The sequence below is a fragment of the Pseudomonas sp. NFACC10-1 genome (genome assembly GCF_900119195.1).
In the GTDB taxonomy this organism is placed as follows: Bacteria; Pseudomonadota; Gammaproteobacteria; order Pseudomonadales; family Pseudomonadaceae; genus Aquipseudomonas; species Aquipseudomonas cerasi.
Genome location: NZ_FPJB01000001.1, coordinates 308,171 through 323,499 on the forward strand (window position 1 = coordinate 308,171; position 15,329 = coordinate 323,499).

Here is a 15,329-nt window from a genome sequence, read left to right on the forward strand (position 1 = left end):
CGCCAACCTGATCTGGCGCCGTTTGCCCCCATGCCAAAAACCAGTGCCAAGCTGCTGATTATCGATGACGACGACGTAGTGCGCGCAAGCCTTGCCGCCTACCTTGAAGACAGTGGCTTCAGCGTTCTGCAAGCGAGTAATGGCTTGCAGGGAATTCAGATATTCGAGCAGGAGAACCCCGATCTGGTGGTCTGCGATCTTCGCATGCCACAGATGGGCGGGCTTGAGCTGATCCGTCAGGTCACCGCCATCGCTCCGCAGACGCCTGTCATCGTCGTTTCCGGTGCGGGCGTGATGAGCGATGCAGTCGAGGCCTTGCGCCTTGGCGCTGCCGACTACCTGATCAAGCCTCTCGAAGATCTTGCCGTGCTCGAGCATTCGGTGCGCCGTGCGCTGGATCGGGCGCGCCTGCTCACTGAAAACCAGGTCTACCGCGAAAAGCTGGAAAAGGCCAATCGCGAACTCGAAGCCAGCCTGCACCTGTTGCAGGAAGACCAGGACGCGGGTCGGCAAGTGCAGATGAACATGCTGCCAATCACTCCGTGGTCGATTGACGCATTCAAGTTTGCCCACCAGATCATTCCGTCGTTGTACCTGTCCGGCGATTTTGTCGATTATTTCAGGGTCGACGAGCGGCGTGTCGCTTTTTACCTGGCCGATGTTTCAGGTCATGGGGCGTCATCGGCATTCATTACCGTACTGCTGAAGTTCATGACCACGCGGCTGCTGTTCGAGTCCAAGCGTGGCGGAACGCTTCCGGAGTTCAAGCCATCGGATGTGCTGGGGCATATCAATCGCGGCCTTATCAGTTGCAAGCTGGGCAAGCACGTTACGATGGTCGGCGGTGTCATCGATGAAGAGTCAGGTAAACTGACGTACGCAGTGGGCGGACATCTGCCACTGCCTGTGTTGTATTCCGAAGGGCAGGCGCATTATCTGGAAGGTCGTGGACTGCCGGTCGGGTTGTTCAATGAGGCCACCTATCAGGATCATGAAATCGATCTGCCCGAGTCCTTCAGTCTGACCATGTTGTCTGATGGCATACTGGACTTGTTACCCGGTGATACACTCAAAGAGAAAGAAGCCGTCCTTCCCGAATTGGTCAAGACGGCTGGCGGCAGCCTGGATGGCTTGCAGCGGGTTTTTGAATTGGCAACGCTAGGGGAGATGCCGGATGATATCGCCTTGTTAGTGTTAAGCAGGAATCTTGAATGAGTACCGGTAGAATCCAGTTCGCCGAGCAGGAAGGCACCTTCGTTCTCAAGTTCGTGGGTGAAGTACGGTTGACGCTGTGTTCGGCCCTGGATGCGACTATCGAGCGCATCTTCACTGCGCTGAATTTCTCGGCGGTGGTCATTGACCTGACCGAAACGCGCAGCATTGACAGCACCACGCTTGGCCTGCTGGCCAAACTCTCGATTCTGTCACGCCAGAAGGTGGGCCTGTTGCCGACGCTCGTGACCACTCATGAGGACATCACGCGCCTGTTGCAGTCGATGGGCTTTGATCAGGTCTTCAACATCGTTGACCGGCCTCTGCCGCGGCCTGAGTGCCTGACTGATCTGCCTTCACAGGACCAGTGCGAAGAAGTGGTAAAGGCCAAGGTGCTCGAAGCGCACAAGATCCTGATGGGCCTCAACGATTCCAATCGTGAAGCGTTCCATGATCTGGTCAATGCACTGGAAGGTCAGCGCTAGGTATCAGTTGCGTCTGTCTCTCTGATCGCCGAACCCCAGGCAGCAAAAAGGGCGACACCTGCGAAGGTGTCGCCCTTTTTCATGTTCAGGCTTTTTTGGCGGAGAGCAGTGCTTCCAGCTTTTCCTGATCGCGAGCGAACTGGCGAATACCTTCAGCCAGCTTTTCAGTGGCCATGGCATCCTCGTTGGAGGCCCAGCGGAACTGGCTCTCGGTCAGGCTCTGACGCGCTTCGCCGGCGTTACCCGGTGCAAGCTTGCGTTCCAGAGTGCCGGTGTCTTCGGCCAGCTTCTTGAGCAGGTCGGTGCTGATGGTCAGGCGATCACAACCGGCCAACTGTTCGATCTGGTTCAGGTTGCGAAAGCTCGCACCCATGACCACGGTCTTGAAGTCGTTGGCCTTGTAGTAGTTGTAGATGCGCGTAACCGACTGCACACCCGGGTCTTCTGCGCCGGTGTAGTCGGTGCCTGTCGACTTCTTGTACCAGTCGTAGATGCGGCCCACGAACGGCGAAATCAGGAACACCCCGGCCTCGGCGCAGGCGACTGCCTGGGCGAAGGAGAACAGCAAGGTCAGGTTGGTCTGGATGCCATCCTTCTCGAGCTTTTCAGCTGCGCGGATACCTTCCCAGGTGGCGGCCAGTTTGATCAGCACCCGGTCACGCTTGATGCCTGCGGCGTCGTACAGACCGATCAAACGCTCGCTGCGCTCGATCAGGGCATGGGTGTCGAAGGAAAGGCGTGCGTCCACTTCAGTGGATACGCGGCCCGGAACCACCTTGAGAATCTCCTGACCGATGGCGACTGCAAAGCGGTCGCAGGCCAGGCCGATGTCGCCCTTGCTACCGTCGAACGCTTCGCCCAGCATCTTGGCGTTGTTCGCGTCGGAAGCGGCCTTGAGCAGCAGGGAAGGGTTGGTGGTGGCGTCCTCGGGTTCGAGGCTCTTGATGGCGCCGAAGTCGCCGGTATCGGCAACAACGGTGGTGAATTTCTTGAGTTGATCCAGCTTGGAAGTCATGAGCGTGCTCTGTCCTGTGCGGTTGGATGACATTACCCGAGCGCTGCCGACCACTCAAGGCCGCAGCGTTTACTGCTGCCGATGATAGGCCCTGAGGGACGGCGTTGTCGTGAATACCTTTGTCTAGAGTGTTTTTGAGCCTCGCACAGACCGCTTGTTCCCTTGATGTGAATTTAACCTCTTGAAGAGCGGCCTGCACGTTGCGCAATGGGCGCGAACATCAGCTTACCGTGCCTTTGACAGAAGGCCGCTGCGCCGGGGTGAGCCGGGTTCGCAATCAGACCGGGCTGTGGCGTCGAGCGGCGCATTGGGGTAAAGATGCTGTTCAACTCGCGATGATCTGAAGGAACCAGCATGCATTCACGACGCTTCCCCCTCACTGCCGCCATCGGACTTTCCCTGGTTTCCATGGGTCTGTTTTCCATGGCTGCCAATGCCGCCGAGCTGTCACCCGATCAGTTGCTGAAAAAAGCCCAGGCCGAACAACCGGCCTACCTCGACACTGTCCGGCAACTGGTCGATATCGACACAGGCACCGGCCAGGCACCCGGGCTGAAGACCGTCAGCGCGATGCTGGTCGAACGTCTCAAGGCGCTGGGCGCTGAAGTCTCCACCACGCCGGCAGATCCTTCGGCGGGGGACAATATCGTCGGCACGTTCAAAGGCAACGGCACGCGTTCTTTTCTGTTGATGGTCCACTACGACACGGTGTTCGGGCCTGGCACTGCCGCCAAGCGTCCCTTCAGGCTCGACAGCGAGCGCGCCTATGGGCCAGGGGTGGCAGATGCCAAGGGCGGCGTGGCGATGATTCTGCACGCACTGCAGTTGTTGCAGAATGAGCACTTCAAGGAGTTCGGTACGCTCACTGTGCTCTTTAACCCGGACGAGGAGACCGGCTCCAGCGGTTCGAAAAAAGTCATCGCCGAACTCGCTCGCCAGCATGACTACGTGTTTTCGTACGAGCCGCCTGACAAGGATGCCGTCACCGTCGCCACCAACGGCATCAATGGCCTGCTCCTCGATGTCAAAGGCAAATCATCACATGCGGGCTCCGCTCCCGAGGCCGGGCGCAATGCCGCCATCGAGCTGGCGCATCAGTTGCTGCAGCTTAAGGACCTCGGCGACCCAGGCAAAGGCACGACCGTCAACTGGACACTGATCAAGGGCGGGGAGAAGCGCAACATCATTCCATCCAGCGCATCAGCCGAGGCGGACATGCGCTATTCCGACCTCAGCGAGAGCGATCGCGTACTGGCTGATGGCCAAAAAATCGTGAAGAAGACACTGGTCGATGGCACCGAAGTGACCTTGCGAATGGAAAAAGGCCGACCGCCGCTGGCCAGAAACCCTGGCTCCGAACAGCTGGCGAAAACCGCGCAGGCGCTGTACCAGAAAACAGGCCGCACTCTGGAGCCGATTGCCATGCGTTTCGGTACCGACGCGGGCTATGCCTACGTACCGGGGAGTGCAAAACCTGCGGTGCTCGAAACCATGGGCGTGGTCGGCGCCGGTCTGCATGCCGACGATGAATACATCGAGTTGTCGAGCATCGCGCCCAGGCTTTACCTGACCGTGGCGCTGATTACGCAGTTGTCGAAGGGCGATGCTGCGCCCTGACGACTCGTGAGGGGAGCGTTGACAGGCGTGGTCTGCGGGCCACGCCATCTGTCGATGCGTGGGGCATTGCGATTGACCTGATCACCGATAAACGATTAACTGTATATGTATACAGTTAATCAGAAAAGGCTCGCCTCATGAGTGTTACATTCCTTGGCCCGTTGTCGGCAGGTGGCATCAAGCTTCCTTTCATATCGCTGTCGTCCGTTGGTTCCAGATCGCCAGTGGTCGAGAAGCATGTTTCCATCGCCGAGCTTTGCGAGGTCCGTGAGCCGCACGCCTACCTGGCCAGGATCGAAGACCAAGGCATGCAAGGGGGCGGCATGTGCAGCGGGGACATGCTGGTGGTCGACCGCAGCCAGTACGCTGAGCACGGTGACATCGTCGTTGCCTCGCTCAATGCACGGCAGATCTGCCGGCGTCTGCACATGCGCGGCGATGTGGTGATTCTGGAATCGCAAAATCCGGATTACCCACCACTGCGTGTCACCGACAACGATGACCTGATCATTCTGGGCGTGGTCACCTACAGCCTGAAAAACCTGCTGGAGGGCCGCGCTGCATCGTCAGCTCATCGATGAACAGACGCATGTCCTTGCATTGCAAGTCGCTGCGTGATCTGCTGCCCACTCTTTGGCTTTTATCGGAATACCGAGCGCATGCAAGAACGACTTGACCAGCTACGGCTCCCCAAGCCTGTACAGGGAGCAATCAGTGATCTGGTAAGGGCGCTCGACGCAACCAGCACATGCGCCGACGTGGAAGCCGAAGCCGCGTTGCAGATTGAATACATTCACGGTCTTGAGACCAGCAGAAAGTTGCGTCCAGCCGATGCCGAAGCGCTTTACATCATTTTCGACGACGCAGTTCAGGCTCGTTTACAGGCACTTTCCGATTAGATTCGGTATTCCATTAGTCCGCTGACTGTGTGAACTTCACTCCAGATTTTATCTGTCCGCAGGGTCGGGACGGGTGCCCGGCTCACTCTACGAACCTGCAATCTGCGGAGTTCATGTTCAGGTTTGAATGGCTATGCGTTTATCAGGCTTCATCCTAGAAAACATCGAACCTATCGTGCGCGAGTGGACCGATTTCGCACGCACCCTGTCTCCGGCCGGTGAGCCTCTGGATACCACAGAGCTCAGGGACCATGTCGAGCAAATGCTGCGGGCGATCGCCACTGATCTGGAAACGGATCAGTCGTTGCAACAGCAGGTCGACAAATCGCAGGGCCACGGCGTGTCACATGAACAAACCGCAGCCAAAAGCCACGCGATCACTCGACTGATGTCGGGCTTCACCATCGATCAGGTGGTTTCGGAGTTTCGGGCATTACGGGCGAGCGTGATCAAACAGTGGATGTCGCGAGAAGCGCTGGACACTCAACAGCAGATCGAAGACATGATTCGTTTCAACGAGGCGATAGATCAGGCCCTGGCCGAGTCTATCTCCAGCTATACCAGCGCGATTCAGGCATCACGCAATATATTCCTTGGCATCCTCGGGCACGATTTGCGTACCCCGCTAAGCGCCATACTGCTGGGGGCCGACGTATTGCTGCGCACCCATGATCTGGGCGCGCGGCCAACCAAGGTTGCATCGAGGATCTACTCCAGCGTGAAGCGGGCCAACCAGATCGTCGGCGATCTGCTCGACTTCACGCGCTCACAGATCGGTCCCGGCATCCCGTTGAAAAAGACCAAAATAGACATGCAACCGATCTGCGTTCGCATCGTTGACGAATCGAGTACCGTCAACCCGGAAGCAGACATTCGCTTGACGTCGGAGGACCCGGTCATCGGCCGCTTCGATGGCGATCGACTGGAGCAGGTCTTCTCGAACCTCATCGGCAACGCCATACAGCACGGCAATAGCTGCGATCCCGTCGAAGTGACGCTGGCCGTTTCGGAGGGCGAGCTGCGCTTTATCGTCCACAACACCGGCAGCCCGATTCCCGCAGATGTGCTGCCGTTCATCTTTAACCCGATGGACCGCTACTCACCCGAAAAGATGACCGACAACGGACCTTATTCAAGCCTGGGGCTGGGTCTGTTCATCGTCGACAGGATTGTCGACGCGCACGGCGGGCGTATCGAGGTGACGTCGAAAGCGGATCATGGGACTACGTTTGCGGTGTTCATTCCGTTGAGTGCGGGGTGAGGTGGGGGCGGTTGTCAGCCAGAGGTGTATATCCGACACCGACACACATAGTGTCCCGGTCTTGCTTCTGAGGTGAGGACCTGCTTTCAAGCATCTTGCGGGCGACAGAGATGCCCGCTTGATCAATTCCGAAAGACCTCAAACTTATCCATCAAAACCTTCCCAATTTACAGCCATCCAGCGGCATCAATTGGCTAACGTGGCTGCACAACGACGCCCGATGATAGAATGCCTCCATACTTCTCTCCGAGCTACCGACGCTAATGTCATCCGCAAGCCCCGATAAAAGGCGCTCGTTCACGCGCCGCTTCTCCGTCGCTCCGATGATGGATTGGACATATATACCTGCAAAGCCCAGATAATACTGCAATTTCTATCGATTTTTGAGCTTGTGTAGCAAATTTGTAGTGATGAGCTAACGGCTGCTCGCTTGTAGCTGGCCAATGCGCCACTGAGCGCTTCAGTGGAACACTTCCGCTTGCATATCTTCGAAGCATGGTGTTCGATACGTTTTTTAATCATAGTGGCAATCACCATATTACTGAGCTGGGTAGGCATAGGCATGCACATGTGAGGCAGAGGTGACAAATGTGAAAGGCGAGGCTGGTGTATGAGGTTTAACCAGCATGACTCTAATGGTAGAGCTTGCGGTTATCAGGTAAGTAAGAGAACCTGTGGCATAACTGATTTGCCAAAAAATGTGGAGCAGGGTTGTATTGCTTCGCTGCTCAAAGTAAGAAGCTGATATTAGAGTAATCAAGCGAAGCGTCGGAGTTTAATAATGAAAAGGCTCTTAGAACATAATACTGTGCTGCCCGAAATCTTTCATTCTGCGTACAAGCTTTGTTTTGATGTCCATGATGTTCTGGCGCAGCTTCTGGTTTCAGGTATGAAGCAGGGGATATTCGTCACTGATATAAAATTGGAAAGCGATCGTGACAAAAAAGCGATTGATGAGGCTGATGATTTAATTGACTGGCTTAGACTGAGCGGTCGTATCGAGGAGGAAGCAGATGTTCTTGTGACAGTTGCTTTTCCGGCTGTGCTTTCAGATATGTTGCATTGTATTTTCGAAGCAATCGAAGCCTCTAGGAAAGGAAAGTTGGCTGTATCATTTATGCTGTTAAGGAAGCCGATCCAAGAAAGTCTTTATTTATTGGAGTCTATAGTATTAGATAAAAATTCCTTTTCAGCCATGATCGCTTATGATCCGTCTAAATTGCGTCCTCAGAACGCGGGTGGGGTGGAGGGACATTCTCGGCGTATTGGTAATGTTCTAAATCTCATTGGTGCGTCAGGACGTTTTGATGCAGGATATTTAGCTAAGTTGAGGTATGACAAGACTGAGCAAGACAGCTTTGATGGAGTATGTAATAAGGCAATGCATTTGTTTACCGATCACAAAGCTATAAAAACAGAGCAGTACAACATAAACTTTATTTTTTCTTCGGGTTTGCAGTCTCATACTCAATGGTCTTTTTTGTATTCAAGATTGCCGTACATGTTGATGTATATTCTCGCCTTGGTGGAGTATATAACCGAGAGGTTTGCGCAGACCCTCCCTGTTTACTCACAAGACATGGCTCGACGCTTGGGCGCGTCTTTAATTTTAAGTAACGCTTGCATAGGTCGCGAATACTTTAGGGATCACATAGATCACTTGGCATGTGAGACGTACCGTTGGCTGTCAGATCATTGTTTGAGTAATGGTTTTGTCAAGCCTGAAACTGAGCATTTTGAAAGAATGGCATCGTCTGGAGCGTTTCCGGGTGAGCCTCAATCTGATGTGGACGCCCGCAATCGATTGTATGGACAACTTGCAGGCCTTTAGGCTGCAACAGCCGCATCATTGCGGCTGTATAAGAAGTCCCGGATGTCCGTCTCGTGAATGTTATGCCACTCTGCCCATTAGCTGATTTTGCTCCTTTGCTGCCTTTTCTCTTTGTCGATCAATGTAATCAGCCAGGTCTGTTAGATGAACACCTAAGGCCGCTTTTTGACTGTCGGCTCCCAGGCGCACCACAGGGATATCGATCTCGCCATCAAGTCTTTTTCGTTTGAATTTTTCAACCGTCAAATGCATATAGTCTCTACAAACGCGATCTAACGGAATGACTGCTTGGCCTTCGTACTGGGCCATGAGTAGGAAAAATGTATTCATGGCTTCACCTGCTTGAACTCAACTACCCACACCCACGGGTTGGCGTTCCAGTTCTCTTGCCCGTTGAGCGACACCCAAAGAATTGAGAACAACTCATCTTCCGAGTAGCCAATGCCATCTGGGTCCAGATGGTCGCGGCAGCTCAATACGCCCTCGGCAATGGCTTGTTCCGGCGTAATGTCTTGCAGCCGTTCGATGCGTACATCTGTTATTTCCAACAGAGTCCGGGACGCCCAGCGCGGCATGTGGATGCTGGGCCGCCATTTAAAACCGTAGGAGTCACCAACTACATCTATCCGGTAGATGCAGTGTCTCGGTTTGCGAAGGGCTGCTGGAACGTCGCAGATTTTTTTGCCTGTTCTCACCCACGCCGAGTAACTAAAGGTGTGGTTGCTCCAGGACTCATGTCCGGCGTCGGGGCAGGGTATCCATGTCTCGCGTACCCAAAGCCGGTCACCTGGCTTGCCGTAAGGGCAATCAGCCGTGTGTACATCTGCCGTTTGCGCTCCACGTCCCTCGGCAAGCTCCGTGTGTGGAGTACGGGGAGGAGTTTCCACCAACCGGCGCGTTACTGTCTTCTGGCCTGCCAGTAATGCGTGCGTCATCGGCCCGTTGAATAGTATGGGGCGCTCTTTAGCCACCACTGTGTTGGGCGTGGCCATGTTACTGAGCCCGCTCTGAACCCTTCTTGCTGGAATTGTGCTGAGCATCGCGTTATAGGCGAATGTCAGTTCCTGAGGGTGGGCATCACGCTGATGAAGCATCATCGCAAAGTTGGCGATGTCCTCGAAGTTGCCAGGGTTTCCCTTGGGAATATGCTCGACCAACATCTCTGCCAGCGTTCTATCCTGCACTCTGGTTTCACTCCAGCCACGAAGACCTTTAGCGCGAGCTTCGGCTAGCTTTGTTTTCATGGCTGCAGCGAAGTTGTCGACAGCCAAATTATCGGGGTGTTGGTGTACTTGGCCAGGAAAGAGACGGGCGCAAAAGGCATCCAAATCTGCAATGTATTGAGTTGCATCTGGAGTGCCGATATTCCCGACCAGTGTGCGTGACTTACCGAGCAGGGCCACGCTGTCGCTCAACACTGCGATGGTCTCGGTAAGTTGCCTGCGCGCTTTGTCACGCGCTCCCGTGCGGCTCATGGCTTCACCACATTCGCGACCGTAGCGCTGGCCTGCAGGCCGCACTTCGTGCATCTCAGCCCAATGTCTGAAAGGCTGGGTTCATGATCGTTGGGAAAGGGGTACAGCTCTTTCACGGGACATTCAGACTGGAACGGTCTGGCACAGATCTGCGACAGGGCCTTACCCCCCACCACAGGCTGCGCGGGCGGGCGATTTTGAGCGATTAGCGTTGCATCATGAGTGTCTGCCTCGCGCAGCTTTTCGTGGGGTACAGACGCTTCGGTGGTGCTGCTGGGGATAGCAGTAATGCCTGCTGCTGCGCAGCAGAGACTGTTTGTTTTTTGTGTGGTGCTCCAACTACTGTTGCGGAGCAAAGCGGCTTGCGGCTGGTGGTCAGTCTGTGAGCGATCACTGCCGCTTTCCTCCGATGCTTGGTTGCAAGTTGATTCATCGGACGCTTCTGGTTTTGTGCCGACGACGTAAAGCATCTGCGCCTGGTCATTCTCCTCGACCAGATCGGCCAGTAGCAGTGCGTTCTCGACGTCCTTGCGCAAGGTGCGCAAAGCGTCAGGGCCAATCATCGACCTAAGTCGATTGTTCAGCTCTTTGTTGAAGCGGGCCGTAGCGCGGAGTTCGGCAATGGCTTTGGTGTGCTGCTGGTGCAGGTCGCCAGCGGCTTGCGGGCTGAGCCGCAGCAGGGGGATAGGTAGGTTCATGCTGCGTTCACCTGCTGGTCTGATACGCCGAGCGCTTCAGCCATTTGCAACGCCTGCTGCCGGAGCGCCAGACAATCGCGTTCCAGCTTTTTGCCGGTACGAAACGCGCTGAAAGTCTCTGCAGCGATTCTCAGTTTCTCGGCTATATCGTTCAGCGCGTCTCGTTCTTGCGCACCAAACGCCATACCTCGCTGGAGTCTTTCGCAGTGTCGCGCCAATTGCTCATTGTCTGTGCGGATCAGCCTCAATGATGCTTCAAGCTCATGGATCGCCAGTACGTCTTGTTCGCGCGGTACTTGTTCGCCGTTAGTGATGCCAACTTTGATGCCGTCGCTACGGCCCATCATGTAGCCAAAACATAAAAGCAGGCCGGCGGAAATGATGAGTCCGATCAACACGCAGATTTGAATCGTAGTCATGTGGTGTGCTCCTGGTGGGGTGGCTCGGCTGGTGGTGGCAGCCGTTTGGGTTATATCGGTGAGTCTGATTCAGTTTGAGAATTGCCCATCTCTTCATCGGCCTTGTATGCACGGATGTCGATCAGAGCTGCGACGTGCCGAATGTGCGCGAACTTCGGTGCTTTGCGGCTTGTGTCCAAGGTGGTGATCGGGAGCGGAATTCGTCCGTTCTCAATCTCGGCAACAAACGACCGCTCGTTGAGGTTTCGAAAGTACTGCTCGCGCAGCTTGTCTAGGGGGATGAGTACATCTCCGAAGGTCCGATACAGCAGTTCGACGGTAGCCGCTTCCGGTGCTGGCATTAGACGTAGCGGATTTTGGCTGTGGTCCTTCATGCCGCAGCTTCTTTGGGTGGGGGAATGTAGTCGTACATGTCCATGAGCGCTTCTTGTGCTGTACGTCCGCGCCCAAATACGTAACCTGCGCAAGGTCGACGCATCGTGAGGGTGAGAGGGATCCATTGGGGTTGAGTGATGCTAAGGTCGAGCGTGACGTGGGCATCGACCATTTGAAGTTCGCATGCCAAAAACTCAGTGATGGCCAGCAACTTGAATTGCTCCTGCTGCAATGGCGTTGCCGCGACAGCTTCAAGTCGCGCGGCTGAGTTAATGCCAGCAATGACAGCAGCAACGTCGTTCTGAGTGCGCTGTTCTGGCGGAATGCGCAGCAAGTCAATCAGCAAACGGTCAATCGCTTCTTGGTTCATTCGGTTTTCTCCGCTTGGGGTGGTTCCAGCTGTTCAGGCAGTGTCGTTTGGTCAGCTCGCGCAGGTGTTCCGGAACTTCCAGAAGCGCTGCATTGCGTTCTTCCCGCGTATGCAGCGCGACGATCTGGCGAGCGTATTCCCTAGGCCACGTCACGGTGGTCTGCCGGTATTTCAGGTACAGTCAGTCCCAGTTGTTCTGCGAGCCAGCGTATGCCGGGCTGCTTTACCCTGGTTGACTGGCTGTACTGCAGGCCCCACTGGTGATGGAACCAGCTACCGTCCTTGACACGCATGTACTCGCGGTCCCGTGTGGGGTAGGCGGGAAGGTTCCGATCATTGAGCAATGCCTTTTCCCTCATCAGGGCGATGAGCTTGGGTCTGCTGATGCCAAGTTGCTTGGCGGTCTGCGCTAAGGTGCGTTCCATCAATCCTCCTATGCCGCTTGCATCGCGGGAGTCGCGATGCTGGCCAGGTGATTGATGGACTCAACGACCTTTTCATGGATTTCGGCATCTGGGCCAGACAGCGTGAAACACTTGGTCCGAGGCTGCCTGACTCCGATAGTCATGAGGGTCGTTGCTGCAGTTCGGGTTCTGTTGCGATGAACCGAGACATGAATCGGCTGTTCAAGGCCAACGTCCAGGCTGAGCATGCCACCCCGGCGTACCAGATCGAAGACTTGCAGACTCAGTTGCTCGTCAAGGATGTTGGATTTTCCATCGGTGCGCTTTGCTGCGGATGTGCCTAGATCGAGAGGACCGTTAGCTATCTCTTCGATAAAAGCTGCCAACTGGAGGTGCATCTTCGGAGTGTTTGGCAGCGTCAGGGAGTGGCGTTGGTTGCCTACCTCGACCCTGAACTGCGTTTCCGCTGAGGCGTGTTCGACCTTGAGGCGAAAGGGCAGGGCACCGCTCTTTGCGGAGCGAATGGTGTGGTTGAACGTTTCCGTCAACTTGGCCTGCGCTTTGATCAAGGCCATTGTCTTGGCGTCGAGCTTGTACTTGCTCATGCTGCCCGCCCTCCATCGTTCGGATCGAATGGGGCAGGGAGAGCGCGGATGGGCCGCTTGGGTTTGCTGGTGATGAAAGTACAGCCAGCCACTATAGCCAGATGGCGAATTTCAAAGACGCGCAGCGGATCGGTGACCTTGGGGTGGACGTGCAGCGTTGCTATGGAGTGCATGGTGTTGCCTCGCTCTGTGGTGGAAGAGTGAGGCTTTTCTAACCCTAAAGGTTTATTTAGTCAACAAAAATTAACCTTTGGGGTATTCTCCTAGGGTCGTCACACGGAGTCTTCCTCCTCCAAGTCGCTCAGGAGGTCGTGCGATTTGTCGGTTACGGGGTGAGGGATGTCCGCCAATACTTCCTCTCTATCACAGTATCGTAAAAAGAAATATAAAGATGAATCGATAATTTTAAGTAATTTACTACCTCGATCATAGTCTACAAATGGTGGCTGAATGCTTTTGTTGATTTGATGTTGCGTTATGTTGTGCAAGAAAGCGCCTAGGTCTCCCGAGCGCACATCATCGGGTCGGTGATGGATCTTCCTAATCCCCACTAGCAATGATGATCTGGACAGTCCGTTCTCAATGTTTGTTAGGTCGGTTGTGAGCAGTAGGTTGATAAAGTAGTATGGAAATGCAAGTGAAGGTTTACCACTCTGATTGCTTGTCTTTCTCGTAATATCGACAAAAGATTCAAAGTTTCTTATATGCCTGCCACCGTACTCACTGGCTTTAATTTTCAGCGCTGTATCAAGATGAGTCTGCTCTATAAAAGTTTCCGAGTCACATGTCGTGGTCACGCCCGCGGCAATACAGCATTGTTTACATAACTCTTGCAGGACGCCGACGCTATCAAATGTAGATTTTATAAGTGCGTCAGTGACCCTTGAGAAGTTGACATTCAAGAGCTTGGAACCTTTTTCTATTACTTTCTTGAAGTCTTCATCTGTCCAAGGCTCAACCGGCACTTCAGTTACGCGGTCTAATAAGTCGCCGTTAAACTGGATCAATCGATTGGCTTCGCGCCATATGCCAAGTACTATAAAGATTATGCCCAGATCTTGGAAAACTCGTAGGTCAAATGCTAGTCTTTCTTGTACCTCCAGCGAAAGGTAGTGAAAATTCTCAAGCACTATGAATTTGTTAATTTTCTTTTTTTTAAGAAGCTCAGAAACGTCTTGGGCGAGTTCAAGGTTGTATTCAATATATAGTTCCTTGGATGTGTCAGTTTTCAGTTCTTTGTCAGCAACTCCAGCTCCGAGGTTCGCCTCGCCTAGGAACGGCACCTTCACTTTCACACCGGAGCTAACGTTTGAAGAGATTTCAAAGCTAATACCTTGAGTATTGCTTTCGAAGTAGGTGATGTTTGATTGTCTGAGTATAGATCTGTAAATGTCTATTGTTTGTGTTTGAGGTGAGCATTCAACTTTTACGTAGTCTTCTGGGTTAAGATGTTTTAGCGTTAGCGAAGTTTTCCCTTGCTTTGAAGAACCGTAAACTATTACTTGGTTTTTTTCGCTCAGTGCTGAGCTGAATAGTTCATCCACGCTGGGCCGTTCGATATAAGACTCTATTAGTAAGCTTCTTACTCCGAACACGTCGCTGGTTCTATACTTCATGAGACTTCCTTATCTGATATGATTTTCAGGATTGTACTGTTATAGGTCCGTGATTTTCCATCGAGCCCGCCCGCATATGCTCCAATCTTCAGTCATTCGTATTATTCTGTCAGGCCAGTCGGGGTTTAGCGCATACAAATACATCTCTCCCCCTTCTTGTTTTAGTTGCTTGAGGGTTGCGAACTGATCTCTTGCCCTTTTCGCTGCTACATAATGACCTGGTAATGCATCGAGTGATGGGTCAATGACGATTTTATCACCCTCTACAAATTTCGGCTCCATGCTCATCCCCTCAACTCGAAGGATGAAGGCATTAGGGCCGACCGGGCCAGGCGCATCAATCCATTCCTCTGCATCTTGCGGATCAAAAATAGATTGGGACTCGCACCACAAACCCGCAGCAATAGAACCAATGACTGGTAGTTTTCGTCCCGTAAGGCTTAAAACTGTTGCGTTATTAAACTCACCTACGCCGTAGGGCATATCAAGGTAGCCATTATGTAAACCCAGTGCCTTCTCCAGCTCACGTGCGATTTGGTCGCCAATACCCTTCGTTGGGTTTTTTCCTCCAAAGGCGCTGACCTGGGCGGGAGCTTTGTTGAGCATGTCGGCCACATCCGTGAGGCGGAGCTTGCGCTCAGCTAGGAGCCTGCGGAAATTTTGTAGTCGAGTATCGGAAATTTTCATGCTCGGATTGTGATCGGCTTAACCTTTGAGGTGAATGTCCCTTTGGGTGTTGAAAAAAATAACCCTTCGGGTTAATTTATAGTTTTGGAGGTGATGCTATGAAGCTTCGAGACTACATCCATGGCTTAAATCCTGAGTCGTTGCGGGATTACGCAGATCGCTGCCATATCGCTACGAGCTACCTCAGGTTCCATGTCAAATATGCAAGCAAAGATCCAAGTGTTGCTCTCCTCAAATCTCTAGCTCGCGAGAGCCAAGGGCACGTCTCTTTGAATGAGGTGCTTGAGCACTTCGGAATCACTGAATCCCAACTGCATGCCGCAGCATAGAAAAAAGGCGACCCAAGGGCCGCCCAGTTTC

Annotated in this window: 18 protein-coding genes; 7 read left to right on the forward strand and 11 right to left on the reverse strand. The window is 53.7% G+C overall.

The window, feature by feature from the left end; all coding sequences use genetic code 11:
• The first annotated feature begins 30 nt into the window (after positions 1-30).
• Both rssB and rssC read left to right on the forward strand, forming a co-directional pair.
• Positions 31-1,215 (forward strand): two-component system response regulator RssB, encoded by a 1,185-nt coding sequence (gene rssB / locus BT119_RS01265; protein ID WP_003315068.1) that lies wholly within the window; start codon positions 31-33, stop codon positions 1,213-1,215.
• Positions 1,212-1,697: an anti-sigma factor antagonist RssC gene (gene rssC / locus BT119_RS01270; protein ID WP_003315067.1), complete on the forward strand. Its 486-nt coding sequence runs from the start codon at positions 1,212-1,214 to the stop codon at positions 1,695-1,697. The genes rssB and rssC overlap by 4 nt, the downstream gene beginning before the upstream one ends.
• An 85-nt stretch (positions 1,698-1,782) precedes the next feature.
• Here rssC and tal read toward each other — a convergent pair whose 3' ends face one another.
• Complete coding sequence (tal, locus tag BT119_RS01275) at positions 1,783-2,712, reverse strand: transaldolase (protein ID WP_003423528.1); 930 nt, start codon at positions 2,710-2,712, stop codon at positions 1,783-1,785.
• 354 nt (positions 2,713-3,066) lie between these two features.
• Here tal and BT119_RS01280 point away from each other — a divergent pair, with 354 nt between their 5' ends.
• From BT119_RS01280 to BT119_RS01300, 5 genes are all read left to right on the forward strand, one after another.
• The gene (locus tag BT119_RS01280; protein ID WP_003436597.1) at positions 3,067-4,329 is read left to right on the forward strand and encodes a M20/M25/M40 family metallo-hydrolase; all 1,263 of its coding nucleotides are present in this window, start codon (positions 3,067-3,069) and stop codon (positions 4,327-4,329) included.
• A gap of 137 nt (positions 4,330-4,466) precedes the next feature.
• Positions 4,467-4,910, forward strand: coding sequence for a LexA family protein (locus BT119_RS01285; protein ID WP_003371644.1), 444 nt, complete (start codon positions 4,467-4,469; stop codon positions 4,908-4,910).
• A gap of 78 nt (positions 4,911-4,988) precedes the next feature.
• Entirely contained in the window at positions 4,989-5,228 is a 240-nt protein-coding gene (locus tag BT119_RS01290; RefSeq protein ID WP_003436596.1) for a hypothetical protein, read from the forward strand.
• Between the two features lie 133 nt (positions 5,229-5,361).
• Positions 5,362-6,489 (forward strand): sensor histidine kinase, encoded by a 1,128-nt coding sequence (locus tag BT119_RS01295; RefSeq protein WP_003436595.1) that lies wholly within the window; start codon positions 5,362-5,364, stop codon positions 6,487-6,489.
• Positions 6,490-7,270: 781 nt separating this feature from the next.
• On the forward strand, positions 7,271-8,320 hold the full coding sequence (locus tag BT119_RS01300) for a hypothetical protein (protein ID WP_072364516.1): 1,050 nt from the start codon (positions 7,271-7,273) through the stop codon (positions 8,318-8,320).
• 60 nt (positions 8,321-8,380) lie between these two features.
• Here the strand turns inward: BT119_RS01300 and BT119_RS01305 are convergent, their stop codons facing one another.
• The 10 genes from BT119_RS01305 to BT119_RS01350 form a co-directional block, all read right to left on the reverse strand.
• Positions 8,381-8,650: a pyocin activator PrtN family protein gene (locus BT119_RS01305; protein WP_072364518.1), complete on the reverse strand. Its 270-nt coding sequence runs from the start codon at positions 8,648-8,650 to the stop codon at positions 8,381-8,383.
• A complete protein-coding gene (locus BT119_RS27150; protein ID WP_175550540.1) occupies positions 8,647-9,795 on the reverse strand; it encodes a hypothetical protein in 1,149 nt (382 codons plus the stop codon). Before BT119_RS27150 ends, BT119_RS01305 begins: the two co-directional genes overlap by 4 nt.
• Positions 9,792-10,493: a hypothetical protein gene (locus tag BT119_RS01315; RefSeq protein WP_072364520.1), complete on the reverse strand. Its 702-nt coding sequence runs from the start codon at positions 10,491-10,493 to the stop codon at positions 9,792-9,794. The genes BT119_RS27150 and BT119_RS01315 overlap by 4 nt, the downstream gene beginning before the upstream one ends.
• On the reverse strand, positions 10,490-10,912 hold the full coding sequence (locus BT119_RS01320; RefSeq protein ID WP_072364522.1) for a hypothetical protein: 423 nt from the start codon (positions 10,910-10,912) through the stop codon (positions 10,490-10,492). Before BT119_RS01320 ends, BT119_RS01315 begins: the two co-directional genes overlap by 4 nt.
• 50 nt (positions 10,913-10,962) lie before the next feature.
• Positions 10,963-11,286 carry a pyocin activator PrtN family protein gene (locus BT119_RS01325; protein WP_072364524.1) on the reverse strand — a complete coding sequence of 108 codons (324 nt, stop codon included), beginning with the start codon at positions 11,284-11,286 and terminating at the stop codon, positions 10,963-10,965.
• A complete protein-coding gene (locus BT119_RS01330; protein ID WP_072364526.1) occupies positions 11,283-11,657 on the reverse strand; it encodes a hypothetical protein in 375 nt (124 codons plus the stop codon). The genes BT119_RS01325 and BT119_RS01330 overlap by 4 nt, the downstream gene beginning before the upstream one ends.
• 140 nt (positions 11,658-11,797) lie before the next feature.
• The gene (locus BT119_RS01335; RefSeq protein WP_024659809.1) at positions 11,798-12,082 is read right to left on the reverse strand and encodes a phage antirepressor KilAC domain-containing protein; all 285 of its coding nucleotides are present in this window, start codon (positions 12,080-12,082) and stop codon (positions 11,798-11,800) included.
• 8 nt (positions 12,083-12,090) lie between these two features.
• Positions 12,091-12,666 (reverse strand): hypothetical protein, encoded by a 576-nt coding sequence (locus tag BT119_RS01340; RefSeq protein WP_072364528.1) that lies wholly within the window; start codon positions 12,664-12,666, stop codon positions 12,091-12,093.
• Between the two features lie 272 nt (positions 12,667-12,938).
• Entirely contained in the window at positions 12,939-14,282 is a 1,344-nt protein-coding gene (locus tag BT119_RS01345) for a hypothetical protein (RefSeq protein WP_072364530.1), read from the reverse strand.
• Positions 14,283-14,321: 39 nt separating this feature from the next.
• Entirely contained in the window at positions 14,322-14,969 is a 648-nt protein-coding gene (locus BT119_RS01350; RefSeq protein ID WP_072364532.1) for a LexA family protein, read from the reverse strand.
• Between the last annotated feature and the right edge of the window lie 360 nt (positions 14,970-15,329).

Coding starts and splice junctions, on each gene's coding strand:
- BT119_RS01305 (WP_072364518.1), bottom strand. CDS start 8,650: ATGAATACATTTTTCCTACTCATGGCCCAGTACGAAGGCCAAGCAGTC.
- BT119_RS01300 (WP_072364516.1), top strand. CDS start 7,271: ATGAAAAGGCTCTTAGAACATAATACTGTGCTGCCCGAAATCTTTCAT.
- BT119_RS01330 (WP_072364526.1), bottom strand. CDS start 11,657: ATGAACCAAGAAGCGATTGACCGTTTGCTGATTGACTTGCTGCGCATT.
- BT119_RS01280 (WP_003436597.1), top strand. CDS start 3,067: ATGCATTCACGACGCTTCCCCCTCACTGCCGCCATCGGACTTTCCCTG.
- BT119_RS01285 (WP_003371644.1), top strand. CDS start 4,467: ATGAGTGTTACATTCCTTGGCCCGTTGTCGGCAGGTGGCATCAAGCTT.
- BT119_RS01345 (WP_072364530.1), bottom strand. CDS start 14,282: ATGAAGTATAGAACCAGCGACGTGTTCGGAGTAAGAAGCTTACTAATA.
- BT119_RS01290 (WP_003436596.1), top strand. CDS start 4,989: ATGCAAGAACGACTTGACCAGCTACGGCTCCCCAAGCCTGTACAGGGA.
- BT119_RS01335 (WP_024659809.1), bottom strand. CDS start 12,082: ATGGAACGCACCTTAGCGCAGACCGCCAAGCAACTTGGCATCAGCAGA.
- BT119_RS01320 (WP_072364522.1), bottom strand. CDS start 10,912: ATGACTACGATTCAAATCTGCGTGTTGATCGGACTCATCATTTCCGCC.
- BT119_RS01340 (WP_072364528.1), bottom strand. CDS start 12,666: ATGAGCAAGTACAAGCTCGACGCCAAGACAATGGCCTTGATCAAAGCG.
- rssC (WP_003315067.1), top strand. CDS start 1,212: ATGAGTACCGGTAGAATCCAGTTCGCCGAGCAGGAAGGCACCTTCGTT.
- tal (WP_003423528.1), bottom strand. CDS start 2,712: ATGACTTCCAAGCTGGATCAACTCAAGAAATTCACCACCGTTGTTGCC.
- BT119_RS01315 (WP_072364520.1), bottom strand. CDS start 10,493: ATGAACCTACCTATCCCCCTGCTGCGGCTCAGCCCGCAAGCCGCTGGC.
- rssB (WP_003315068.1), top strand. CDS start 31: ATGCCAAAAACCAGTGCCAAGCTGCTGATTATCGATGACGACGACGTA.
- BT119_RS27150 (WP_175550540.1), bottom strand. CDS start 9,795: ATGAGCCGCACGGGAGCGCGTGACAAAGCGCGCAGGCAACTTACCGAG.
- BT119_RS01325 (WP_072364524.1), bottom strand. CDS start 11,286: ATGAAGGACCACAGCCAAAATCCGCTACGTCTAATGCCAGCACCGGAA.
- BT119_RS01350 (WP_072364532.1), bottom strand. CDS start 14,969: ATGAAAATTTCCGATACTCGACTACAAAATTTCCGCAGGCTCCTAGCT.
- BT119_RS01295 (WP_003436595.1), top strand. CDS start 5,362: ATGCGTTTATCAGGCTTCATCCTAGAAAACATCGAACCTATCGTGCGC.